This is a genomic window from Paenibacillus sp. GM2FR (genome assembly GCF_002803325.1).
Taxonomy (GTDB): domain Bacteria; phylum Bacillota; class Bacilli; order Paenibacillales; family Paenibacillaceae; genus Paenibacillus_AQ; species Paenibacillus_AQ lautus.
The window spans coordinates 2205329-2230660 of record NZ_MKZM01000008.1 but is presented as its reverse complement, the minus strand read 5'-3'; the positions used below and the strand labels follow the sequence as shown (position 1 = coordinate 2230660).

The 25332-nt window shown below is 51.0% G+C and carries 23 protein-coding genes; 20 read left to right on the top strand and 3 right to left on the bottom strand.

The genetic code is table 11. The features are described 5' to 3' along the window. Window positions 1-119 precede the first annotated feature (119 nt). Together PAEVO_RS10055 and PAEVO_RS10050 are read left to right on the top strand one after the other, a co-directional pair. Window positions 120-428: a hypothetical protein gene (locus tag PAEVO_RS10055; RefSeq protein ID WP_100537413.1), complete on the top strand. Its 309-nt coding sequence runs from the start codon at window positions 120-122 to the stop codon at window positions 426-428. An 88-nt stretch (window positions 429-516) separates the two neighbouring features. Then, complete coding sequence (locus tag PAEVO_RS10050; protein ID WP_100537412.1) at window positions 517-1017, top strand: DinB family protein; 501 nt, start codon at window positions 517-519, stop codon at window positions 1015-1017. 289 nt (window positions 1018-1306) lie between these two features. Here PAEVO_RS10050 and PAEVO_RS10040 read toward each other — a convergent pair whose 3' ends face one another. Continuing rightward, on the bottom strand, window positions 1307-2326 hold the full coding sequence (locus PAEVO_RS10040; RefSeq protein ID WP_100537411.1) for an alpha/beta fold hydrolase: 1020 nt from the start codon (window positions 2324-2326) through the stop codon (window positions 1307-1309). Window positions 2327-2469: 143 nt separating this feature from the next. Between PAEVO_RS10040 and PAEVO_RS10035 the strand changes: the two genes are divergently transcribed. Beyond that, window positions 2470-3378 carry a LysR family transcriptional regulator gene (locus PAEVO_RS10035; protein ID WP_100537410.1) on the top strand — a complete coding sequence of 303 codons (909 nt, stop codon included), beginning with the start codon at window positions 2470-2472 and terminating at the stop codon, window positions 3376-3378. 73 nt (window positions 3379-3451) lie between these two features. Here the strand turns inward: PAEVO_RS10035 and PAEVO_RS10030 are convergent, their stop codons facing one another. Beyond that, the gene (locus PAEVO_RS10030) at window positions 3452-4225 is read right to left on the bottom strand and encodes a sulfite exporter TauE/SafE family protein (protein ID WP_100537409.1); all 774 of its coding nucleotides are present in this window, start codon (window positions 4223-4225) and stop codon (window positions 3452-3454) included. After that, a complete protein-coding gene (locus PAEVO_RS10025; RefSeq protein ID WP_100537408.1) occupies window positions 4212-5693 on the bottom strand; it encodes a carboxylesterase/lipase family protein in 1482 nt (493 codons plus the stop codon). The genes PAEVO_RS10030 and PAEVO_RS10025 overlap by 14 nt, the downstream gene beginning before the upstream one ends. A 124-nt stretch (window positions 5694-5817) precedes the next feature. On the opposite strand from PAEVO_RS10025, the gene PAEVO_RS10020 reads away from it, so the two are divergent. The 17 genes from PAEVO_RS10020 to PAEVO_RS09940 all read left to right on the top strand — a co-directional run bounded on the left by PAEVO_RS10020 (window position 5818) and on the right by PAEVO_RS09940 (window position 25325). After that, window positions 5818-6702 carry a LysR family transcriptional regulator gene (locus PAEVO_RS10020; protein WP_100537407.1) on the top strand — a complete coding sequence of 295 codons (885 nt, stop codon included), beginning with the start codon at window positions 5818-5820 and terminating at the stop codon, window positions 6700-6702. 275 nt (window positions 6703-6977) lie between these two features. Beyond that, the gene (locus PAEVO_RS10015; RefSeq protein ID WP_100537406.1) at window positions 6978-7523 is read left to right on the top strand and encodes a helix-turn-helix domain-containing protein; all 546 of its coding nucleotides are present in this window, start codon (window positions 6978-6980) and stop codon (window positions 7521-7523) included. A 139-nt stretch (window positions 7524-7662) separates the two neighbouring features. After that, window positions 7663-9180 (top strand): response regulator transcription factor, encoded by a 1518-nt coding sequence (locus PAEVO_RS10010; RefSeq protein ID WP_100537405.1) that lies wholly within the window; start codon window positions 7663-7665, stop codon window positions 9178-9180. A 34-nt stretch (window positions 9181-9214) separates the two neighbouring features. After that, window positions 9215-11020 carry a sensor histidine kinase gene (locus PAEVO_RS10005; RefSeq protein WP_100537404.1) on the top strand — a complete coding sequence of 602 codons (1806 nt, stop codon included), beginning with the start codon at window positions 9215-9217 and terminating at the stop codon, window positions 11018-11020. 99 nt (window positions 11021-11119) lie between these two features. After that, complete coding sequence (locus tag PAEVO_RS10000; protein WP_100537403.1) at window positions 11120-12496, top strand: ABC transporter substrate-binding protein; 1377 nt, start codon at window positions 11120-11122, stop codon at window positions 12494-12496. Window positions 12497-12596: 100 nt separating this feature from the next. Further along, window positions 12597-13463: a carbohydrate ABC transporter permease gene (locus PAEVO_RS09995; RefSeq protein WP_243390711.1), complete on the top strand. Its 867-nt coding sequence runs from the start codon at window positions 12597-12599 to the stop codon at window positions 13461-13463. A 6-nt stretch (window positions 13464-13469) separates the two neighbouring features. After that, entirely contained in the window at window positions 13470-14300 is an 831-nt protein-coding gene (locus PAEVO_RS09990) for a carbohydrate ABC transporter permease (RefSeq protein WP_100537402.1), read from the top strand. Between the two features lie 116 nt (window positions 14301-14416). Further along, window positions 14417-15487: a M24 family metallopeptidase gene (locus PAEVO_RS09985; protein ID WP_100537401.1), complete on the top strand. Its 1071-nt coding sequence runs from the start codon at window positions 14417-14419 to the stop codon at window positions 15485-15487. A gap of 22 nt (window positions 15488-15509) precedes the next feature. Further along, on the top strand, window positions 15510-16706 hold the full coding sequence (locus tag PAEVO_RS09980) for an NAD(P)/FAD-dependent oxidoreductase (RefSeq protein WP_100537400.1): 1197 nt from the start codon (window positions 15510-15512) through the stop codon (window positions 16704-16706). Further along, window positions 16703-17704 (top strand): proline racemase family protein, encoded by a 1002-nt coding sequence (locus PAEVO_RS09975; RefSeq protein ID WP_100537399.1) that lies wholly within the window; start codon window positions 16703-16705, stop codon window positions 17702-17704. Before PAEVO_RS09980 ends, PAEVO_RS09975 begins: the two co-directional genes overlap by 4 nt. A 24-nt stretch (window positions 17705-17728) precedes the next feature. Further along, window positions 17729-18748: a proline racemase family protein gene (locus tag PAEVO_RS09970; protein WP_100537398.1), complete on the top strand. Its 1020-nt coding sequence runs from the start codon at window positions 17729-17731 to the stop codon at window positions 18746-18748. A 48-nt stretch (window positions 18749-18796) separates the two neighbouring features. Next, complete coding sequence (locus PAEVO_RS09965) at window positions 18797-19690, top strand: dihydrodipicolinate synthase family protein (RefSeq protein WP_100537397.1); 894 nt, start codon at window positions 18797-18799, stop codon at window positions 19688-19690. Window positions 19691-19732: 42 nt separating this feature from the next. Further along, a complete protein-coding gene (locus tag PAEVO_RS09960) occupies window positions 19733-21169 on the top strand; it encodes an aldehyde dehydrogenase family protein (RefSeq protein ID WP_100539398.1) in 1437 nt (478 codons plus the stop codon). Between the two features lie 10 nt (window positions 21170-21179). Continuing rightward, entirely contained in the window at window positions 21180-21452 is a 273-nt protein-coding gene (locus tag PAEVO_RS09955) for a (2Fe-2S)-binding protein (RefSeq protein WP_100537396.1), read from the top strand. Beyond that, window positions 21452-21784, top strand: coding sequence for a (2Fe-2S)-binding protein (locus tag PAEVO_RS09950; protein WP_100537395.1), 333 nt, complete (start codon window positions 21452-21454; stop codon window positions 21782-21784). The genes PAEVO_RS09955 and PAEVO_RS09950 overlap by 1 nt, the downstream gene beginning before the upstream one ends. Next, window positions 21781-23004, top strand: coding sequence for an NAD(P)/FAD-dependent oxidoreductase (locus PAEVO_RS09945; protein ID WP_100537394.1), 1224 nt, complete (start codon window positions 21781-21783; stop codon window positions 23002-23004). The genes PAEVO_RS09950 and PAEVO_RS09945 overlap by 4 nt, the downstream gene beginning before the upstream one ends. Beyond that, the gene (locus PAEVO_RS09940) at window positions 23001-25325 is read left to right on the top strand and encodes a beta-L-arabinofuranosidase domain-containing protein (RefSeq protein ID WP_243390710.1); all 2325 of its coding nucleotides are present in this window, start codon (window positions 23001-23003) and stop codon (window positions 25323-25325) included. Before PAEVO_RS09945 ends, PAEVO_RS09940 begins: the two co-directional genes overlap by 4 nt. Window positions 25326-25332 lie beyond the last annotated feature (7 nt).

Sequence of the window (25332 nt, the reverse complement as noted above, 5' to 3'; positions counted from 1 at the left end):
AATCGTGGTATGAATAGTATTGGACTGAGTCGGTGGGGCTTCGATACCTCCACCGTAGAGAAGAGCTAAGCGATAAAAGTAATCGAAGATACAAGCTATTTTATTTCTGGAGGATATTTATGAATCAACGTTTTCGGATCACGAGATCCATGCAACCAAACTCTAACAATCAGGAGATTTCATTGGAAGAATGCCAATCATATTTTTCATCCAAAGACGATTTTACTTATCAGACGGTGCTGACTGTGAAAGGGGAGGAGAGCACCATGTCTATAGAAGGGGATTTCTTTGTATGGAAACATGGAGAAGCCTTGATTCCATTCAGACTCTATATGGGGGAGTTGTATGTAGCCGTTTCCCATCAAGAGCTCGTGCCCCTCATGATTGAAATTGCAACTGATTTACGGGCAGATATCGTGGAAGGGTAAATGATAAGAAATCGTACTACTTGCATTGTGTTAGGATAAGCCAAAGAGGGAAGTAATCATTTAATCTAAAATTAGAGGGGTGATTTGAATGCTTGAAATCTTGCAGCAACAATACGATTGGATCAAATCCGCTAGGGAAACCTTGTTTACGTTTTTGGAAGAGATGCCCTCTAATGTATTACATCAAACAATTCCCGAGTTTGGGCACGGGACGATCCTACGGACCCAATTTCATGTTGCAGATTCTTATCGGTTCTGGCTGGGATCCTTCGCATTTAAGAAGATCAGTGAACACAAGGAAACTACTGTACACGAGATTGAAGGTGCAGATGTGAAGGATGTCCGTAACAGATTTACGGAAGTAGACGAAATCGTGGAACGATTTTTGAAAGCGTATTACGATCGCTGTTTTGAACCTATTGAGCAAGGTGATGAATGGCAGGGTTACCCAAGGAGACCTACTCCTCTGCTGCTGTTAACCCATGCTGTGACACACGAATTTCATCACAAAGGTCAAATCGTATCGATGGCAAAACATCTAGGCAATCCCCCTCCTGCCGATGATCGCTTAGGCGGACTCTTTGTCTGATACATAAAAAACGAGATGAGGTGTAGAAATGACTTCTTTAGGGTCCTGCAGCGTAACTGTCATTACTTTGTTTGTCGAGGATTTGCATGCTTCGAAGTCGTTTTATGAAGAGGCGGGCGGACATATTTGGGAGATAGCGCAACAATTGATGTAAATGCGAGTGGGTGGAGCGGATCATAGGGCTTCAAGACGTTAAAGAGGAAGTTGTTATGTTGCGAACGCCAGACGGTGACAACTCAAATCTAGGCGGCGCAGCATTTAGCTGCACCGCCTTTTCTGTGAATATGATTTATCCGTTAGCACTAAGACCCAACAAGCGCTTTAGGTTGTCATCAATAAATTTATTATCGGCACTGTTGATTCCACGGCCGGAAAAATGGCCCCAGATCGACTCGATAGGATTAAACTCAGCATTCGGCATAAGCTTAGCCTCGTATTCGTTATCATCCGCAGTGCAGAAGAGATCCGTGCTCCCCGGCATGATGCAGGCAAGAGCCTTAATGCTCTTAAGCGCCTTATCGAAATCTCCGTTATAAGAGGGGTTTGCACTAATATCTGCATGTTGGCCTGTCCATAACATGGTCAAGACATTATGCGGATCCATCTTCATAAAGCTGTCTTCCCAAACACCAGCCACAAAATCCTCCAGGGAGTCAAATCCCAGCTCACGATAACGTTCCTCTCTATAAAACGCATGTGATAATCCCCATCCCGCATAGACCCGGCCAACGGCGCGCATGTCTGAAGAAGTCAGCTGGTTTAGTTTACTTGAATCGAAGCCTACCGCAGCCAGCAGCGAAGCTTTCATACTGTCCAGAACCACAAATGTATGGGGCCAAGGCTTGGCAATGCCCCCAAAAGGAGCAATTCGTTCCACCATATCGGGGTAACTTGCCCCCCATTGGAATGCCTGGATGCCTCCCATGGACCATCCAACGACGAGAGCGATCTTTTGAATACCGAATTTTTCGGTCACCAGCCGATGCTGGAAATTAACGTTGTCATAGATGGTTACCTGTGGAAAGTTAGCTCTGTCAAAAGGAGGCGGCGTATTCGTGGGGGACGAAGATAATCCGTTGCCCAGCAGATTAGGAACGATAATGAAATATTTGTCCGGATCCAGTGCCATGCCGTTTCCAATCAACCATTCATTCTGAACATGCTGGTCGCCAAAAGCCGTTGGATAGACGATGACATTATCTTTTTGTTCATTCAATCTTCCATAAGTCTTATAAGCAAGAAAAGCGCTCGGTAACGTCACTCCTGACTGCAAGGTTACGTCACCCAAATCAAAAATCTCATAATCCATCGTATTGTTAACTCCCTTCAAAATGAAACCATATATTTAGAATGTATTTCTTGTTGTTAGTATAGTTCCGTGATACTCTCAATAAAAGTGAATGGTTTTCAAAGCTATATTCAATAATTTTGAAAGTAAAGGGAGATGGAATGATGGAATTGCGCCAACTGAACACGTTCCGCACGGTTGCATCAACTTTAAATTTCAGTCGGGCTGCGGAAGTGCTGAATTATGTCCCCTCCAACGTCACAATGCAAATGAAAGCGTTGGAGGATGAGCTTGGTGTTCGTCTCTTTGACCGCTTGGGCAAACAGCTCGTTCTTACAACTGCAGGTAAACGCTTTTTGACTCATATCGAAGGCGTGTTAAACCAATTGGACGAAGCTCGCAGCGTCGTTCATGACAACGAAAACTTAAGCGGCACTCTAACGATCAGTGCCAACGAGGTTCTTTGCGCCTATCGGCTTCCCGCTGTCTTTCGCCTGTTTCGTTCGCGCTATCCTGGAGTGCGTCTGATCTTCCGCTCCGTTCCCAATCAGGAGCTCAAGCAAACGCTTTTTGAGGGAACCTCGGATGTCGTCTTCATGCTGGACGAACCCATTCGCGCAAGCACGCTTGCAGTGGAGCCGTTGCTGGAAGAAACGTTCCGCCTTTTCGCCGCTCCAGACCACCCGCTCTCTAAACGAACTGTGCTGCAGCTGGATGATTTTCACGGAGAAGTGTTCCTGACGAATGAAAAGGGTTGTCCCTATCGAACGATGTTTGACCGCTCATTTGAGAAAGAGGGCATTGATAGTATTACGTATTTAGAGTTTCAGAGTGCCGAAGCCATTAAACAATGTGCAATCACGGGAATCGGTATTGCCTTTCTTCCTGAAATCGTCGCGGGAGCCGAAGTTGAACGGGGCGAGCTTGTTGCTCTTCCATGGCAAATTCCGGACTTGCACGTGTATACACAGATGTTATGGCATAAAGACAAGTGGCTTTCACCCATCATATTATCTTTCATAGAAGCAGCAAGGGAGGTTATCGCTAAAGAGGAGGAGTATAAAACCGTTTAGCTTAATCTAGCTGTTGCGAGACGAGGTACCATTCGAAGTCGCTAAACTAGCATAGAAAAAGTAATTCTTCATATTATACATTCAGCAGTAATATTGCTGCTCCAATCATCGGCGTGATAACCATGCATGTTTTAAGCCAAGCCACAGGAACACGTTTTGTGAATTTTGCCCCTACGTACGAACCTGACATGGTTCCAATCACAACTGCAATTAGCAGATATACATCTAGATAACCTATCTTAAAATAGCCTGCTCCACCTGCCAGTGCAGTTGGGATGATAACCAACATGGTTGTACCTGCAGCATAACGCAGGGGCATGCCCAGCAGCAGCATAAGTCCCAACTGGATGAAGGGCGTGGAGCCAATGCCGAACAGTCCAGACAAGATCCCGGTAACAAGACCGATTAGTATCGCGTAGGACCAATATCGCAGCCCATTGGCGAGAGCAAGTGTCATGTCCTCTGAACCATTCGGACCCGTGCGGGCGAGAAGCATTCTTAGCCACAAGGCAATCCCTGATGCAAATAGCATCACGGAGGTCATCAGGCCCAACCAGCTCTCCGGAATGAATGATGACCAGCCTGAGCTGATCCATGCGCCCGCTGCTCCGGCTAAACCGACAATAATACCGGTCTTCAATATCATGTTCCCCTCACGATAATGGCTGACCGAACCGGAAAGAGAGGAGAAAAACATGGCCGCTAATGCCGTTCCTAACGCTAAATGTATGGGGTAACCGAAAACGACCGTTAATATGGAGATAATGAAACCAGAGCCCCCAGCGCCAACAAAGCCTAAGAGAAGGCCAAGCAATACCATCACAAGCGTAATGTTAATCATCTGCATCTAAAATTCTCCATACTTGATGGTGAACACCTATACCTGCAGGCTGAGGCATATTCTCTTGGACGTAACTGACTTTGTCCAGCATCATAGTACTACATTCATTATTATAAGTTGGCCAAACGGGTAATGCGTCTGAATTGGGATTCCCATGACGAATATAGGTTAACCAGGATTTACGCATGTTCCTTGCCAGTTCATATTGTTCAGTTGGTATGGTGTGGGGATCATTGGTCAGATGGACAGGGACCGTGTGCGATGAATTTGCAAAATGAATGAGACTGCTTTCATATCCATGCGTCGCTCCCAGGACACCGCCGCTGCGTAGACGATACATCCATACAGGGGTTCCTGAGGATGCCAGTGCATTCGCGAACTGGATGGCTCCAACCGTATATAAATGTTCGGTTAATATCGTGCGCCATGCATCTGCATCTGACATCGTTTCGGAATAACATAGATACGCTGCCCATATAGTTGAAGCATTTCTCCCGAAGAATCGTTCCAGTGTTACTGGGTTTGGAGATTGAAGCTCAATATCGTTGTGGATGAAAATAGTAGACTCATCTTCGTTTGTTCCAATCAGCATCGGCGGCATCTTCTCACGATTAGCCAATTTTGAGAGTGGTTTCAAGGGTATGATGCGCCCATCTGCTACTGGCCCGAACATATGCAGATTGCGCGAGGTGCCGCATCCAACGGCGGACTGTGCCTCAATTAATTGCTCGAAAGGAAGCTTCAACAACCGCCCAGGATCACTAGACAAGCCCAACTTTTCAAGTATCCGAAGTGTTGTCACGTTTGCAGTGCTTCGATCCCTTATCGCCTGAGTGGCACCACTCTGAGCAATTGCTCGGCAAAATAACCCCTGCGCAGCCTCCATCACATACAGCGAAGCGGTACATTTGGCACCGGCGGAAGCCCCGCTGACAGTAACGCGTTCCGGATCACCGCCGAAGGCGGAGATATTCCGTTGGACCCACTCCAGCGCAAATACAATATCAAGCATGCCGTTGTTCCCCGAAGTCATGTACTCCTCACCAAGAATGTCCTCTAGGTGGAGAAAACCTAGCACCCCGAGACGATAATTAATGGATACGTAAACCAGCCCGTCTTCCACCACATACCGGGAACCGTCACTGTCTGCTCCGCTTCCGGATATGAACCCACCGCCATGGATGAACACCAGCACTGGCTTTAGCTCTTTGTCAGAGCCAGAGGTCCACACGTTCAAATGTAAACAATCCTCTGACTGAACAAGAGTTGTATTTGAACTCTGCGCTCCAACGTTTTGTGGGGCAATCGTTCCGACATGACGGCAGTCTTTTATACCTGACCATGGGAGTGGAGGTGCAGGAGGCTTAAATCTGCGATTTCCGTTTGCTGGAGCCGCATAAGGTATGCCCCAGAATACGTGGGCGCCTTTACATAGCACACCTGCAACTTTCCCGGCATCCGTTTGTACGATCAAAGGAGTCATCTCCTATCATATGGTTTGAATTAGTATAACTTGTTTTCTGCATGAGCTATAATATATGTTAATTCATAATATACATAACCTAGAAGTTATGTATGATAGGAAGCGAGGAACAGCAATGGAACTGCTTCAGCTAAAATATTTTCAGACCGCGGCTCGAATGCAGCATTTTACGAAAGCAGCAGACTACTTACATATTTCTCAGCCAGCACTTAGCAAAATGATCGCTTCCCTCGAGGCTGAGCTGGGCACCAAGCTTTTTGACCGTGAGCCCAAACGGATACGTTTGAATCATCATGGCGCGTTGTTTCTTCATCAAGTGGATATCGCCTTGAAAGCGATTGAAGATGGTAAACTGCAGCTGCAAGATCTAGTCGGTGCGGCTGGACCTTACATAGCTCTTGACGTTCGTGTTTCATCCCACCTACTACCGGATTTACTGGCCGATTTCCGTAAGGAATGTCCCCACGCTGAATTCCATCTTCTTCAGCATTCCGAATCATATACCGGAATAACAAAATTTGATCTTTGCCTTTCCGATGCTGTTTCACTTCCACAGGGGACCGCGTCTGTTTCATTGCTTAAGGAGGACATTTACGTTGCAGTTCCCACAACGCACCATCTTGCTAACCGCGGACATATTGGAATAAGGGAGCTTAAGGATGAGAGTTTTATTATGCTTCCTCGGGGAAAATCGTTACGAGAGACGACCGATGCATTTTGTCGTCTTGCGGGGTTTACTCCGAAGATCCGATATGAGAGCGATGACCCTGCCACAGTCCGCGGGTTGATTCGCGCGGGTCAAGGTGTTGCTTTTTTTCCATCTATTACTTGGGGCGGTTCCAACGGATCTGAAGTCGTCTTGCTGCGACTAGAAGAAAACTGGTGCAATCGCTCGATTGCCCTATCTTGGCCTCAGGACCGCTATATAACCCATACTGCAGTGCAGTTTCGTGATTTTGTAGTGAGCTACTTTGCAAGATTGGGTAGGTCGCATGGATAGTTGAGGATTCCTCAGGCTTTCTCCTGGCCATCTCGGCCTGTCGATCACTGTACTCGTTAGAATCCTCTCGTTAGCGGAGTATATCTGCCCACGAGAGGTTTTTTAAAAGGCGGGTAATACTGATTTGATTTATTCTCCCTCCGCATTTTAAAAATCACAGGTATGTTAAATTGTCTAGGCATATTTGTTAATTTTTATTGACAACTTTAATTTAATGTTGTTTCATTTTATTAAACTATGTTGAATGACATTATTTTTACTAGGAGAACAATCGTATGGAATTGGGAAGCAAAATCCGAAGGCTTCGAAAGGAGCAAAACCGGAGCCTGGATGACATCGCAAAGGCTTGCGGATTCACCAAGAGCTTGTTGTCCAAAATCGAAAATGGGAAGACGGTGCCTCCCATCGGGACGCTCATCAAGATTGCCGAAACGCTTGGAACCAAAATTTCGATTTTGCTGGACGACAGCGATTTGAATGGAACGGTATATACACCGAAAGCTAGAAGTGAAGGGAAAATGGTTCAGACGGATAAAGGGTATTCGTTTTCCGCGATTGCGGCCGAACGGCCGGAGAAATTAATGCAGCCGTTTTATTTTGTTGCAAAGAAAGGGAAAACGGGCAAAAGGACATATTCTCATGTCGGGCAGGAATTTATTTATGTGCTGGAAGGCACGATGATTTATTACGTAGGGAAAGAAGAGTACACGTTAAATGCCGGTGACAGCCTGTACTTCGATTCGGTTGAAAACCATTCATATACACTGGTTACCGATGAGGTCAAGTATCTGTCGGTGTTTTGCTCCAACTCCAATGCTTAGGAGAGGGTGATTTTAAATAAATATCATGCAATGTTAATGAAGCCCATGCAGGACTCATGTAAACGATGGCAGTTCAAACTTCCCATTTACTTGATTTCCGCGTGGGCTTTTTTTCATCACATTACAAGGGGGATGGATCATGTTAAACATTTTGGTTGTGGATGACGAACCGAAGCACAGAAAAGGAATGTCACGGATGCTGAAGGCTCTGAAGCCGGAGTATAACATTTTTCATGCCAGGGACGGGGCGGAAGCTCTGCACAGCATGGAGCTTCAGCGGATGGATCTGGTCTTTACGGACATTCAGATGCCAGTGATGGACGGCCTGGAATTGATGGAGCATCTGACCCGCCACGGGGGGAATGAAAGCATCATTATTATGAGCGCTTACTCCGATTTTGTTTATGCGCAGCGCGCGCTCCAGTTGGGCGCCAGCGATTATGTGCTGAAACCGGTTGAAGAACAAAACATTCTGCCGCTGCTTGCAAAAGCGGAGCGCAGAGCAAGCGCTGTACGCCTTGCGTCCGTTGAATCCTCGCTTTCCGAGATGTTGGAGGGATGTCCGTCCGACGAGGATTATCGGTTACTGGAGAGCACGTTCCCGGAATTTAAGCACGGTATCGTGCTCACCGCTGTTTTTGGCGAGGCGAAAGATCACAAACTTCTGCTGAGCGGACTTAAAGGGATACTGCTGCCGATGATCGAGGAATTGGGGTTTTCCTGCGCTTTTTGCTTACAGGACAAAATGCTCGCCGTCTTGATGATAAGCTCCGATCCTCCCTCCATGGTTGTTCCCGGTTTGAACTCGAAGCTGCAGGAGGTCATTCAATACTTCCAGCGTGAATACGGGGTGGAACTAACGTTTGGCATGGGCCGTTATTTTACGGAATGGAGACAGGAAGCCAAACAAGCTTACCAGCAGGCCTGTCACGCACTCAAAACAAGATTTTATAAAGGCGGAGGGGCGGTGTATGAAGCCGAGCCACTGGATAACGCAGATCGTCCGGCCGTCGTGAAGCTTGAATTCAGTGGATTAACCAAAGCGGTACTATCCGGAAATAAGCCGGAAATTGAAGCCTGTCTGGATTCGGCTGTTCACCAGGCCGTCAGCAGCGGTTATCCCGAGCCGGAAAAATTGAAATACTTTCTCGCGGCCTCTATCCATCAAGCCACCTCTCTCCTAATGGAGAAAGGGCTCGCTCCCTTACATAGCGCCGTCTACGAGGAAGCTTTGCTGCATTGCCATACCGTTGATGAATTAGTTAAGGCGGCCCGGCAATGGATCCTCGAGCTGACGGATCGCCTGGAACAACGGCGGCAGTACAATGCCGGGTCCATTATCGACAGCTGCAAAGCCTATATTGATGCGCACTATAGTGAAGGTGATTTGTCACTAAGCACACTGGCGGTAAAATTTCATTTTAATGCCTCGTATTTTTGTATGCTGTTCAAAATGCATACCCGCATGACCGTCCATCAGTACATCACACATACTAGAATGAAAGCGGCCGCAGGCCTGCTGCTGCAAACTTCTCAAAAGGTTTACCAAATTGCCGAGTGCGTAGGGTATAAGGATGTAAAGTACTTCATTCGACTGTTTCGTAAGGAATTTGGCACAAGCCCGGAAGAATATCGCCATTTATCCGCTACTCGCTAAAAGGAAGGGATGTCATTTGAGAGGACGTTGTTTATTGCCGCGCTTAAAAGATCTCAGCTACAGGTTTCAGCTTTTTTTAACCTATGCCCTCATTGTTTCGATACCTCTTGGCATCCTGAGCTGGAAATATTTTAACTCCAGCAGAGAGTTTGTCTCCGAATTTGCCCGGCAAAATCTTTATTCCATCGTCAAACAAAACAATGAAATCATGGACACGGAGCTTGCACGGGTGGAAGAAAGCAGCCTGGCCATCATCGCAGAGCAAACGTTGTATGAGCAGTATTTGCATGCAAATCCGCATGACGAATACAGCATGATCACAATGGAGAAAAAGGTCAGCCGCGCGTTAAACAAATACTTTACGGATTTGGAGCAAATCTATTCCATCCACCTCATGACCAGTTATTCCAACATTGGCCCAACGGGCGCCTCCGCTTTTATCCCATATGGGAATTTTAACCAAACGGCTTTATACCAGGCTGCATTACAGGGGGACGGTGCCATGCAGTGGGTGCCTACCTTTTCGTTTGATCAGATGTTTAAGCAGGATATCAGCCGCTCCAAGCCTCCCGAATATGACCGCCTGCTGGCGGGTGTCCGCTTGCTGAAGCTGTTCAACATCAACAATGGCGAAGTCATCGAACTAGAGGGCAAGGCTGAACTCCCGGTGCTGGCGATTGTTTATCATCCGGAAATCTATCATTCCCGCTTCGCTGACACGCTCCCTTCCACAGGAGCTTCTTTTTTTATTGTCAGCCCGGACGGAAAGCCCGTGGCGGGCACGAGCATCGAGCAGGGAGATACGGGCGTCGATCCCGGTTGGCTTGACAAAATGGTGAAATTGAAGAGTGGGACCTTGACGGTTACGCAGGATGGGAAACCGCTCATCGTTTGTTTTGATACATCGGAGGTAACGGGCTGGATATCGGGTGTCACCATATCGCCCGAAGCGTTGGCGGCCGCTTTTTTGCCGGAGATTAAATCCTACACTTTATACTTGGCTGTCGCCCTCCTGCTTTTTTCGCTCCTGCTTGCGTTTGTTTTTGCCAATACCGTTATCAGGCCCATTCATCAACTCCTTCAGGCGATCAAAAAGACGGGCGAAGGTGAATTTGATACCCGAATACCGGTGGAATCCTACAACGAGATGGGGCTGTTAATCCACAAATTTAATCAAATGAACGTCAAGATCAATAATTTGATTGAAGAGAATTACAAAGTCAAGCTGCGAGAAAAAGAAACCGAGATCATGTCGCTGAACATACAGCTGAATCCTCATTTTTTATACAACACCCTGAACATCATGAATTGGACGGCGCTTGAAAACAACCAAAGAGAATTAAGCCGCATGATTGTCAGCTTGTCCTCCATGCTGCATTATACCTCCGAGAACAGCCAGGACACCGGTGATTTGGCCGAGGAACTGAACTGGCTGAAACATTACATATTCATCACGAATCAGCGTTTCGAGGACCGGTTTACCGTCGAGTATGACATCGCTCCTGAGCTCTATGCTTACCGTGTACCCAAGCTCTTCCTGCAACCGTTTGTCGAGAATGCGATCGTCCACGGATTTTCCCGTCTGCACAGCGGGGGAAGGATTGCCATTCGGGGATGGATGGCTGGCGAGGCGCGCAAGTTTACGGTGGAGGATAACGGAACGGGCATCCCACCCGCCAAATTAGAACAACTGATCAAGCTCGAAGGCGATTCCATCGGCATCCGAAATGTGGATAAGAGAATCAAACTCATTTATGGGGAAGCTTATGGGATCACCCTGACTTCGGCTGAAGGAAAGGGCACCATCGTAAACATCAACCTGCCTATATCAAATAACTGAAAATTCTCCACCAATACAAAAATGTTAGAATTTTTTTTGGGACGGCTCTTTTTTACAATAAATATATGAACGATCAGCCAATGAATGGAGGGTGAGTAGATGAACATAACCAAACGTCTTGCAGGGGCGGTTTTATCGTCAACTTTGGCCATCAGCGTATTGCTGGCAGGCTGTTCGGACAGCGGAGGAGCTTCAGAAGGGCAAGTTGGCAAGGAAGGCCAAGGCAAGGAGGAAACGGTTACGCTTAAATTTTCCTTCTGGGGAGACACGATTGAAAAGAAAACGGTTACAGAAGCGCTTGAACGCTTCGAGAAGGAGACCGGCATCCAGGTGGAGCCAATGCATGTTCCGGCTGATTATTTGACAAAATTGACTACGATGGTGGCAGGCAATGTGGCACCGGATCTCGGTTATTTGTCATCGGGAGCGGCTTTGAGCTGGGGGCGTGACGGGAAACTGTTGAACCTCACGCCGCTGATGGAGAACGACCCTGATTTTAACAAAGAGGACTACCTGGACCAGGTATGGTATGAAATTGATCCAGGCAATACCATCGGGATGAGCACCGCCGTTGAAGGCTACGGTCTAATGTACAACAAACAATTGCTGCAGGAAGCGGGAGTCGAGCTGCCTCCGACGGAGGCGGATAAAGCGTGGGATTGGGACACGTTTGTGGAATACGCCAAAAAATTAACGCTGGATGACCAAGGAAGAAATGCGCTGGATCCGAATTTTAACCCGGACAAAATCAGGCAGTTCGGCCTTCAGTATGACCCTTACAACATGATGGCGGCGGTAGTCTCCAATGGTGGCAACTTTCTGACCGAAGACGGCAAAGGTTTTGGGCTTGCCCAGCCGGAGGCGATCGAAGCGATTCAAAAGCTTGCGGATCTGATGTATGTTCATCATGTTTCCCCTACCCCGCTGCAGACCAAAAACCTGCCGGACACGGCGCTGCAGACGAAAAAAGTCGCCATGACGGTGTCCGGCAACTGGGCTCTTCAAGCCTTTGCGGAGCAGGACTTTAATCTCGGTGTCGGGGTATTGCCGAAGCTTAAGGTAAGCAACACGCTGCTTGATGGCGCGCCGACGGTCATTTTCAAATCAACCAAGCACCCTGAAGAGGCATGGCTGTTGTATAAATACATGGCGGATCCCGAATCGGTGCTGCCGCTGATCGAGGGCGGGTTATGGATGCCGCTGAAGAAAGAATGGTACACGAATCCCGAGAAGATCAACAAATGGGCGGCAGGGAACAAAGCGCATCCGGAAGGCTATACGGAAGCTTTTATGAAGCAAACCATTGAAAACGGCATCCGCACCCCGGGATTTGAAGTCAAAAACCTGGATAAAATCAACGCGCTCGTCACACCCGCCCTTGATTTGGTGTGGACGGGCAAACAAAGCGCGGAAGAAGCTTTAAGAGGCGTGGAGCCCAAAGTACTGCCGCTGATCGAAGGATATTACGGTAGGTGATTCTTTACGAAAAGCCGCTTTAAATCACGGCCTGTTAGACCTTAACGATAGTTATTTAAGATAGGGGGGGATTCATATTCTGCACAAACGCCGGATTGCAATGGCAGGCATCCTGTTTGCCCTACCCAGCATCTTGGGGCTGATGTTGTTTGTCATGCTGCCAATGATCGCCAGCTTGCTGCTCAGCTTTACGGATTACCGCATTGTCAACACGCCTAAATTTATCGGATTCACCAATTATACTCGGCTCTTTGACGGAACGGATCCCTATTTTTACAACTCGTTATGGGTCACCTTCAAATATGTGATCCTCCGTGTTCCACTGGGGCTGGTATTCTCTTTCATCGCCTCATTTTTACTGAATATGGGATTTATCCGAGGCAAATCCGTGTTCCGCACGATCTTTTATTTGCCGTCCATCGTACCTGCGGTCGCCTCCTCGATGATCTGGCTATGGTTGTTTAGTCCTGATCTAGGATTGTTCAACAGCTTTCTAGAAGCGCTCAATCTGCCCACACTCGACTGGCTGTATTCCGAAGAAACCGTGGTGCCTTCGATTGTCTTGATGAGCCTATGGGGAATGGGAAGCACCATCATCATCTTCTTGGCGGGCCTGCAAGGGGTGCCAAGATCCTTGTATGAGGCGGCCATCGTGGATGGCGCCGGCGCCATCCGGAAATTCCGGCATATTACGATTCCCATGATGACGCCAATTATTTTCTTTAATTTGATCATGGGGTCGATCGGAGCTTTTCAGGTGTTTACCGAGGCGTTGATTATGACGCAGGGAGGTCCCAATAACGCCAGCTTGTTTTATAACTATTACATTTACCGGCAGGCCTTTCAGTTTGGAGAAATGGGGCAAGCTTCGGCCATTGCATGGATTCTTTTTATCATCATCCTTTTGGTCACCGTGATTTTCTTCCGGACGTCGAAGTCCTGGGTATTTTACGAAAGCGAGGTGTAGCTCCCTGTGAAAAGAAGCCGCCGTATTTCGCAGATTATCGTTTACTCGGTCCTCGTTGTGGGAGCTGCCTTCTGTTTGCTGCCGCTGTTTTGGCTGGTGCGTAGTTCGATGATGAATTCACTGCAGATTTTTGAGATGCCGCCGAAGTGGATACCTTCGCCGTTTCGGCTGCAAAATTATGTCGAGGCGCTGACAACCATTGACTTTTTCCGGTTCTTCCGCAACACGCTGATCATTACCCTCAGCTGCTTGTTTGGGGCTCTCTTCAGCAGCTCGATCGGTGCTTACAGCTACGCCAGGCTGGATTGGCCGGGAAGGAAACTGTTCTTCAGCTTGCTGCTGGCCAGCATGATGCTTCCCGGCGCCGTTACTTTGATCCCCACCTTTATCGGCTGGAGGTTTGCCGATCTGATTAACACCTATGTGCCGTTAATTTTGCCGGTATGGTTCGGCTCAGCCTTTGATATCTTCCTGCTGAGGCAGTTTTATTCCACGATACCTAAAGATATGGACGAAGCGGCTTATGTGGATGGAGCCGGCCCGTGGACCATTTTCTCCCGGATTATTATTCCTTTGTCCAGACCGCCCCTTATCGTGATCGGTTTGTTTTCCTTTATGAATTCCTGGAACGATTTTATGGGACCGCTGGTGTACTTAAATGAGGAGAGAAAGTTCACGCTGGCGCTCGGCCTGCAAATGTTCCAGTCGCTTCACAGCGCGCAGTGGCATCTGCTGATGGCAGCTTCGACCGTGGTGATTCTGCCGGTCATCGTGGTGTTTTTCATAGGTCAGCGTTATTTTATCGAGGGGATTACGTTGACCGGTATAAAAGGATGATGCGGGTGTTTGCATACCTACCGTTCAACACAGTTGAATATAATTCAATGTAATGTCATTAAGTTCTGAAAACAATGAAATTCGATTTGTCACAATGCGGAGGGAGTGTGAAGAATATGGAGTCTCAACGACTTAATAAGGCAAGGGAAGCGCTCGAGCGGAAGGAAATAGACGCGCTGTTGATTTCCAGCCCGTTTAACCGGAGATATATTACCGGCTTTACGGGTACCGCGGGTTGGGCGGTCATTACACAGGGTCAGGCTTGGCTAGTAACCGATTTCCGATACACCCGCCAAGCGGAGCAGCAGGCCAAGGCATTTGAGGTAGTGCAGCATGGGGGCCAGCCGCTTGAGCTGATCCGTGAGAAATTGAACGAGGTCGGCGTCAAGAAATTGGGGTTCGAACAACATCATGTTTCCTATGCGGACTATGAATCGTATGAGCGGACGTTTGGAGGCATCGAACTCTTGCCAATCGGGCCAATCATCGAAAAGCTGCGAGGCATCAAGGATGAGGCAGAGCAGCGTTGTATCCGAAAAGCGATCGAAATTACGGAAAAGGCCTTTGAGTTTATTTTGGGCTTTATGAAGCCTGGCGTATCCGAAAGGGAGGTGGCTGCGGAACTGGAATATTTCATGCGCAAAAACGGCGCGGTCTCGTCGGCGTACCCCGCCATCATCGCTTCCGGCGTACGCTCGTCGCTGCCGCACGGAATAGCCAGCGACAAGCTGCTGGGCTTGAATGAATTCGTGACCCTTGATTTTGGTGCGAATGTTGATGGATACTGCTCCGATTTGACGCGGACGGTTTTTATCGGCAAACCGTCGGAACGTCACCGGGAGATTTACCGGATCGTGCTGGAAGCCAACCGGTCTGCCCTGGAGGGGCTAAAACCGGGAATGACCGGGAAGGAAGGAGACTCGCTGGCCAGGGATTATATTTCCAACCGCGGATTCGGAGAATATTTCGGCCATGGCCTCGGCCACGCCTTCGGTTTGGAGATTCATGAGCCTATGCGGCTCTCTCAACAAACGGAAGAGCCACTTGAGCCAGGGATGATTTTGACGGTTGAGCCCGGCATCTATCTTCCTGATTACGGAGGCGTTCGCATCGAGGACGACATTCTGGTGACAGAAACCGGCATTGAAGTACTGACAACATCGAACAAAGAGCTGATCGTTTTATAGAGGGGAGGGATGGGATCCATCCATGAATGCTGAATCTGCGGAAGTTGTCGTGATCGGCGGCGGGATTATCGGCATGTCCATCGCTTACTATACGGCGAAAGCGGGAATGGACGTGATGGTAGTAGAGCGCGGTGAAATCGCAGGGGGAACCTCCTCCAAATGCGACGGCAACATTTTGGCGATTGACAAGGATCCGGGCTTCGACAGCCAGATGTCCTTAAAATCACAGGAGCTGGTGGCGGAATGGGTACAGGACCTCGACGAGGAATTTGAGTATCGGGCTCCTGGCAGCATCCTGGTTTGCGAGACGGAAGAGGAGATGCTTGCAGCCGAAAACTGGGTTTTACGTCAACGGGAGGCAGGCCTTCCCTTCCGCATGCTCGACCATAAGGATCTGCGCGGCGAGTGGCCCCATATGGCCGAAGATCTGTTGGGGGGCCTGGAATGCGCCACGGATTCTACGGTGAATCCGGTTTTGCTCACCTACTCGCTGGCATCCGCCGCCCGCCGATATGGGGCCAGGCTTCGGGTGCATACACCCGTCACGTCGATTTTGCTTGATGCGGGCGGTAGAATCCGCGGTGTGGAGACGGCCGGCGGTACGATTCGCACGAATACCGTCATCAATGCTGCTGGAGTATGGTCGAAGCATATTGGACGAATGGTCGGACTCGATATTCCGATCGAGCCCCGCAAAGGGCATATCCTGGTAGCTTCCCGATGGGAGAGCATCGGGAAACGGAAGGTGATGGAATTCGGCTATCTGATCAGCAAATTTGGCGGGAAGCGCAGCGTTGATCCGAAATTTGAGCAGTACGGAATCGCGCTCGTTTTTGAACCGACCGCCTCGCAAAATTTCCTGATCGGCTCAAGCCGCCAATTTGCAGGGATGGATGCCCGCGTGGATCAGGAGGTCATTCGGCTCATCGCTGAAAGGGCGATCCGCTTCTTTCCCGTCCTGGAGCAGATTCCGCTGCTTCGAACCTACGCGGGATTGCGTCCCTGGACCCCGGATCATCTGCCGATTGTTTCGCCCGTTGATGAAATCCCCGGATTCTATATTGCGGCGGGACATGAAGGCGACGGCATCAGTTTGGCCGCCGTCACGGGGAAAACGATCAGTGAAATGCTGAGCGGAGCAGCGACCTGCATTCCGGTAGAGCCGCTGCGTTATGACCGTTTCCACCGCGGGACGGTTCGTCAGGAGGTCATCTTGTGAGAATATCCAAGCTGGTGAGCACAGTCGACACACACACGGGGGGAAACCCGACCCGGACCGTGACAAGCGGAGCGCCAGAGCTGATCGGTCGAACGATGACTGAGAAGATGGTGTATATGTCTGAGCATTACGACCATTTTCGTCGAGCTCTGATGCTGGAGCCACGGGGACATGAAGTGATGTCCGGCTGTATTCTGACACCCCCGTGCGACAGAAGAGCCGATATCGGGGTTGTTTTCATAGAAAGCGGTGGATATTTGCCGATGTGCGGTCACGACACGATCGGTTTATGCACCGCGCTGGTTGAGGGAGGAATTTATCCCGAGAGCAAAAGCGTCATCAAGCTGGATACTCCGGCGGGACTTGTTGAAGCAAGGCTTATGGTGGAGAACGGCAAGGTGAAGCAGGTTTCGTTCACGAATGTCGCTTCTTTTTTATACAAGCAAGATGTTCGGGTTCACGTGGAGAACCTCGGCGAAATTTCCGTCGATATTGCATACGGCGGCAATTTTTACGGGCTTGTGGATGCACGATTGCTTCATCTGCCGCTGGTTCCCGGTCGGGGCTCGGATATCGTGCGGCTGGCGATAAAAATACGGGAGGCGATCAATCGCGAGGTGGAGGTTGTACATCCCGAGAATCCCGTCATTCGCGGGCTCACCCATATTGAGTTTTACAGCGATTCCGAATCCCCGTCGGCCCGCTGCCGGAATACGGTTGTGGTTCCTCCCGGAGGCATCGACCGCTCCCCCTGCGGGACGGGAACCTCAGCGAAAGCCGCCGTGCTATACGCCAAGGGGGAAATTGAAAAGGGGGAGGAGTTTTGGCATGAAAGCATTGTGGGCTCCCTGTTCCGGGCCAAGGTTGTGGAGGAAACGACGGTGGGCAGTTTGTCGGCGGTCATCCCCGAAATATCCGGTTCGGCTTGGATCACGGGCTTTCATCAGTTTGCTTTGCAGGATCAGGATCAGCTGAACCAGGGCTTTTTCCTGCTCTAATGAATCGTACCGGAGGCAAGCATTATGGAAACAACGAAATGGTATGCGGCGATGGATACCCATTCCTGCGGCCAGCCGCTGCGGATCATCACTGGCGGCCTGCCGCAGCTAAGCGGCTCCTCGCAGCACGCAAAGTCATTATTTTTCAAAAGGCATTTCGATTCCGCCAGACAGCTTCTGCTGGCCGAACCGCGAGGGCATCGCGAGATGACGGGAGCGATTGTCACGGCACCGTCAACGGCAGCTGCGCGCTTCGGGTTGCTCTTCCTGAATCAGGAAGGTCTCGCGGCCGTCAGCGGTCACGGCATCATCGCGGCCGTCGCGGCATGGACGGCGACGGGACAGCTGGATCCTTCGGATGCGGTCAATGGGGTCCTGATCGATTGCCCGGCTGGTACGGTGACGGCTTATGCCGACTGCGTAGGGCATGAAGTCCGGTCCGTTTCCTTTTTGAATGTTCCGAGCTTCGTTTATGCCAAGCAGGTTACGGTGAATGTTCAAGGCGTGGCAGCGAGGGTCGACATTGCTTTTGGCGGCGAATTTTATGCCGTGGTCGACACAACCGCATTTGGAGTCGAAGGCGCTTTCCCGCTTCAGAAGCTGCGGGAGTGGGGCAGGCTGATCCGCGATGAGCTCGATCGGCAGCACGAGGTGAAGCATCCGGAACTGGACTGGATTTCCGGGATTCATGGCGTGTTTTTCTTTCAAAGGGTTGAACGGTGCGATGGCGGAACCCCGAACCGGCCCGCATATCGCAGCACGGCTGTATTTGCCGGGGTTCAGCTTGACCGGTCGCCGGGAGGCGCCGGCGTCGCTGCCCATATGGCGGTTTTACATTCCCACGGCTTGCTTGAGCCGGGACAGCCGGTCATTTACGAGGGGATGGCCGGCGCTCAAACGGTTGGAAGCATCGCGGAGGAAACGGAAACGCACGGGTACAAAGCCGTCATTCCTCGGCTTACAGGAACCGCTTATATTATGGGATTTATGAATTTCGTGCTGGATCCGACCGATCCGCTGCCGGAAGGATTTGTTCTTTACTGATAGATATGGATATGGAACGAAAACGGATTAGAGGGGAGAAATGTCGATATGGCAACATTTGAAGGGGTTTATGTCGCGCTTGTCACACCGTTTACACCGAATTACGAGGTTGATTACCAGCGTCTGGCCGAGCTTTGTGATGTTCTCATCTCACAAGGCGTGCACGGTCTGATCCCGACCGGATCTTTAGGTGAATATGCAGCCTTGACCCGGGAAGAGCGGGCCAAGGTTGTTGAAACCGTCATCGAAGCCGCGGCTGGCCGGGTGCCGGTAGTAGTCGGTTCTGCTGCACCTTCCACCAAGCAGGTGGTCGAATGGGTACAGCATGCCAAGGATGCGGGCGCTGCCGGCGTAATGGCATTGCCTCCGATTAATTACAAACCGCTTGAGTTTGAGGTTATCGCTCATTATGAGGCGATCAATGAAGTGGGGCTGCCGGTTATCGTTTACAACAATCCGCATGATTACAAGGTCGATTTGACGCCGCAGCTGCTTTCTAGACTATCCAAGCTCGAACATGTAGTTGCCGTCAAAGAATTCTCCGGGGACATCCGCCGTGTGCACGATATTTTGGCCTATACGGATCTGGAAGTGATGATCGGCGTCGACGATTTAGCGATGGAAGGAGCGCTGTTCGGAGCTTCGGGGTGGATTTCCGGCGTGCCGAATGCCCTGCCGAAGGAAGGCGTGGAGCTGTTTAACCTGGCGAGACAAGGCAAGCTTCAGGATGCGTCCGCACTGTATCGCCATCTTCTCCCGTTGTTCCACTTCGATGCCAGTCCGCAGCTGGTTCAATCGATCAAGTACATGATGGAGCTGGCCGGATTTCCGGTAGGCCCAACGCGTCCGCCTCGCCTTCCGCTGCCTGAAGCCGATTATGCAGCGATCAAGGAAGCGTATGAGTTTGCCGTCAACCGGAATCAGCCAGCTATAAAGCCCTAGGTCAAAAAGCTAGAGGATTCAGGAATAGGAGGGAAGGAAATGATAAACAGCCGTAATTGGATCGGCGGAGAGTGGATCAAGCCTGCGGCGGGGGAAGTCGCCGTGACCAATCCATCCAACACTAAAGAGCAGGTGGGGGTGCTGCATTTATCGGATCCATCACACGTTATTCAGGCCGAGCAGGCGGCGCGCGAGGCCTATGCCTCCTGGTCCCGCATGAGCGGCTCAGCCAGGGCCGGGCATTTGGACCGCATGGCAGATGTACTCGAAGCCAAGTCAGATGACGTGGCTCTTCTTGCAAGCATGGAGATGGGAAAACCGATTGCAGAAATGCGGGGGGAACTCAAGCGGGGAGTGAATCTGCTCCGATATTACGCAGCGGAGGGTGTCCGCGCAAACGGGTCGGTTATCCCTTCCAGCGAGCAGAACGTGCTGCAGTACACGAGAAAGGTTCCACTCGGCGTGGCGGGTATTATTACGCCCTGGAACTTCCCGGTTGCGATTCCGATCTGGAAAATAGCCCCGGCATTGATTAGCGGAAACACGGTGATATGGAAGCCGGCGGAGCTTGCGTCGTTAACCGCGACCAGGCTCGCTGAAGTTTTTGCCGAGGCGGGGCTTCCGCCAGGCGTCATGAATCTGGTTGTCGGCAAGGGCAGTCAGATCGGCAATGTCCTTCTGGAGCAAATCCCTTTGGATGCCTTAAGTTTCACTGGCTCAACATCTACGGGGCTGAACATCGCTCAAATCTGTGCAAAACGCAATATTAAATACCAGACTGAAATGGGCGGTAAAAATGCCGCGATTGTGTTAAACGACGCCGATCTTGAAACGGCGGTGCCGCTCGTTGTCAGCGGCTCCTTTCGATCGGCTGGCCAGAAATGCACGGCAACAAGCCGGATTATCGTTGAATCCGGAATCTATGAAACATTTATCGAGGCGTTGTCACAAGCCGTATCCCAAATCAAGCTTGCTCCGGCTCTTGACTCCGAGGCTTACCTGGGTCCCGTGGCGTCCGCAAGCCAGTATGAAACGGTGATGTCTTATGTGCAGTTGGCCAACGAGGAAGCGGAAATTTTGGCGCAAGGCCCCATTGCAACCGGAGATCAGGAAGGTTACTATATCCGGCCGCTGGTGGCTGGGGGCTTGAACGCCGGGCATCCCCTGGTTCAAGAGGAAATTTTCGGACCCGTCGCTGCAGTGCTTGAAGCGGCCGATTTTGATGAAGCGGTGGCCATATGCAATCAATCGATTTATGGGCTGAGCGCCTCGTTGTTTACTCAAAATTTATCTTATGCCCACCGGTTCCTGGACGAGGCCCGGGCGGGAATGGTCCGCGTTAACCAGGAAACGGCGGGAGTCGAATATCAGTCCCCGTTCGGCGGCATGAAACTGTCAAGCTCCCATACGCGCGAACAGGGGCAAGCTGCTCTGGATTTCTATACTGAGCTTAAGACGTGCGCTATTTCTTATCGATAGGAGGCTTCTGATGAATGGTTCTTATATGATCATGTGCCGCTGTGAAGAAGTGACCCTTGTTCAATTGGAGGCCGCCTATGAGTCAGGATGCCGCACTTCTCGGCAGTTAAAAATGAAAACGCGGGCCGCTATGGGAGCTTGTCAAGGCAGGGTATGCAGACAGCTTCTCGAAGCCTGGATTCATACCAAGAATCCGGATTCCCCTCGGGATCCGGAGCTGCTCGCGCACCGTCCGCCGGTACGGCCCGTAACCTTCGGCCAGCTGGCAAAGGATGATGTGTAATGGAGAGGATTCCTGTTCATCCGATATTGGGACCGCAGAGGAAAGAGCGGAAACCGGTGAGCTTTACGTTTAACGGGAGGAAGCTGACCGGACTTCAAGGCGAGCCGATCGCGGCGGCCCTGCTGGCCTCCGGCATTCGAACGCTGCGCAGACACGAGGAGACCGGCTCGGCCCGGGGGCTGTACTGCGCCATCGGCCACTGCATGGAATGCCGGCTGAACGTGGAAGGGAGGGGGCCGGTGCGCTCTTGCCTTACCCCGCTCGAAGAGGGGATGCTTATTTGCGAAGGGCGGCAGCTTCCCAATGATATTACGGGGAGGAAGCTGCCATGACCAAGACACCGTCATTCGATCTGTTGATTGTAGGAGCTGGTCCGGCAGGATTATCCGCCGCAGCAGTGGCGGCCGAGCATGGCCTGTGTGTAGCTGTGCTGGATGAATTCCCAGAGCCGGGTGGACGCATGCTAGGGCAATTTCACGAGGAAAATGCCCGCTGGTGGGTAGGAAGGCGGGCTGCGGAACAGCTGATAGAAAAATGCCGTGTTCTGGGGGTAGACATCCGCTGCGGTGTTTCCGTTCATGGCATGCTCCGGACTGACCGGCGCTGGATTGTACGAACCACCTGCGGATCGCTCACGGCTCCAAGGGTGCTGCTCGCCACCGGGGCCGCCGAAATTCCTCAGCCGACCCCAGGCTGGACGCTGCCCGGGGTCATGTCGATCGGGGCCGCTCAGGTGATGGCCAATGTACATTATGTAAAGCCGGGCCGCCGAGGGCTGATTATCGGCGTGAATGTACTCGCTATGGCGATTGCCCGCGAGTTGTCCGTCAGCGGGGTAACGATTGCGGGGATTGTGCTGCCAGAACGAAGTTCTGTATCCGGTAAGGACGCTTTGCCTGAAGAAGCGGTGAAACGATTGCTGAACCTTGCTCATATGGCGCCGTCTCCGCTGATGAGAATCGGAGGAAAGCTGGGTGCAAGCCTGGGAATGGCTGGTGCGGTGTCCCGCTTCTTTCCGCGGGGCGGAATGAAAATTTGGGATATTCCTTTGCAGCTGCGTACTGCCGCGATATCCATCAATGGTAAACATCATGTGGAATCCGTGACGCTGGCGGATATAACCGGAGCAGGTGAAATCATTCATGGAAGCGAGCGGGAGGAGCAGGTGGATTTCGTGGCTCTTGCCGGCGGCTTGTACCCGCTCGCGGAATTGGCTGCGGTAGCCGGCTGCCCTTTTGTTTATGTGAAGGAACTGGGCGGTCATATCCCGATTCACAACGAGAACATGCAGACACCCGCAGAGGGCTTGTATGTCGCCGGCAATATTGCGGGAATTGAGAGCGCACGGGTGGCCATGGCCCAGGGAAGGGTTGCGGCCGTCACCATTTGTCGCGATGCCGGGGCGCTGGGGAAGGATCAGGAACAATACCTGCATGAAGCGATGGAGCATGTCCGCCGGGTTCGCGCCTCTTCCTTGATCCAGTTTCATTCAGGCATTCCAGATGCCAGAGAGCAGTTATATAAGAAATGGGAAGAGGAGGCATGGATATGAAAAAATCGTTTTCCCTTGGGCATGACATGAGTACGGTTAAAGAGGATGAGCGCATTGTTAAGAAGGATATAGAGACGCTGTATCTGGGCAATTTGGCAACGGTGGAATTCGATCTGCGTTTGCCCCGGAAAGGAAAATACGGCTCGAAGATCACTTGGACATCAGAGGATTCCCGCTTTCTCCATGACGACGGCTCGGTGACCCGGCCGAAATACGGAATCGGCAAACGTACGGTCCCGCTGCACGCTACGTTTCAGTATGGTGGCTGCATCAAGGAAAAAGTCTATGAAGTGACCATTTTGGAGGAAAAAAACAAAATTCAAGTGTCCCGGATCTATCCGACTCGACTGAAAGCCGAGCTGGGCAGGACATTTTATTTACCGGCAGTGGCTGTGGTCGAAACGGTAGAGGGGGAAGTCATTTCCCATGCCGTGGATTGGGAACAAGGAGAAGAACGCTCTTTTGAGGAGCCAGGCTCCGTCATGATCCAAGGGGTGCTAAAAGACACGGCCATTCCGGTAAGCGCGGAGGTCTGGACGGCGGCCAAGCTGGAGCGTGAAATGATGGACACCGCTCCCGCCATGAATAGCTTTCCCGCTGGGGCAGTCATTCTGAAGCCCGGAACGGCCTTTAAAGCCGCTCAAGACAGAAGCCTCGCTTTCTTGAAGGAGGTCAATGACGACCAAATGTTATATAATTTCCGGGCAGCCGCCGGGCTGGATACGTGCGGAGCCCCTGAAATGACCGGCTGGGATTCGCCGGATTGCCTGCTGAGAGGGCATACGACAGGACATTACTTGTCGGCGCTGGCATTGTGCTATGCGGCTACAGGGGATGAAGACATTAAACAGAAGGCAGAGTATATGATCGCTTCGCTGGAGGAATGCCAGCTTGCTTTTGCAAGCCAACCCGGTTTTCACGGCGGCTTCCTTAGCGGATACTCTGAGGAGCAGTTTGACCTGCTGGAGCAGTTTACCCGCTATCCGGAGATATGGGCTCCTTACTATACTCTGCATAAAATTTTCGCCGGACTGCTTGACTGTTACCGCCATCTGAGAAACAGCACGGCGCTGGTGATTGCCGATAAGCTCGGGGATTGGGTGTACCACCGCTTAAGCAGGCTTTCGAACCGTGTATTGAAAACCATGTGGGGCATGTACATCGCCGGCGAATTTGGCGGCATCAACGAATCGCTCGCTGAGCTGTATACCATTACGCATAAACCTGAACATCTAGCTGCGGCAAGGCTGTTCGACAATGACCGTCTGTTTGTCCCGATGCGTGCGGAGATTGACGCCATCGGCGGACTGCATGCCAACCAGCACATTCCGCAGATCATCGGCGCGCTAAAAATATTCCAGGCCACCGGGGAGAAGGAATATTACGATATGGCCCGCTTTTTCTGGCAGGCCGTAACGAGCGCCCATACGTATTCCATCGGCGGCACCGGCGAGGGCGAAATGTTCCAGCAGCCGGGCAGGATCGGTGAGTATCTCAGCGACAAAACCGCGGAAACCTGCGCCTCCTATAATATGCTGAAACTGACGAAGGCATTGTTTGCATATGGCCCGAATACGGAATATATGGATTATTACGAGCGAACAATGTTCAATCACATTTTGGCCTCCTGCGATCATAAGCCGACGGGAGGGAGCACGTATTTCATGCCGCTGGCGCCCGCTGGGGCGAAGTCCTTTGACGTGGCGGGGAACACCTGCTGTCACGGCACCGGGTTGGAAAATCATTTGAAATATACGGAGGCGGTTTATTTTTACGATGAATCCGACCTGTACGTAAACCTGTTTGTTCCTTCAACGCTCCATTGGCGGGAACGGCAGGTGAAGCTGATGCTGGACGTAGATACTTACAACCCCGGGAATGTGTCGCTGCGGATGGAAGGGAGGGGGACATTCGAACTGAAGATTCGCCGTCCATATTGGAGCGGGCCGGACTGTCGTATGGAGATCAACGGACGGAAGGCCGATATGGCCGCAGATTCCAAAGGGTATATCTGCGTGAGTCGGGATTGGCAGGACGGAGATGAGATCAAACTCTTCTTGGACTGCCGGCTCCGTCTGGAAGCTGCGCCCGATCGGAAAGAGCGTGTGTCGCTGGCGTATGGCCCGTACATTTTGGCTGCGCTCTCTGAAGCAAAAGGCTATCTGCGCCTTCCGCTGCGCGAAGAGTCGTTACAGGAAAGTTTCATCAAGGAAACAGAGCAGCACGAGATTGCTTTCCGCCATGTTGCGGATGATGTATTGTTCATCCCGCTTGCGCATGTGTATCATGAACGCTATCACGTCTATGTTGATCGGGTTTAGCTGCAAG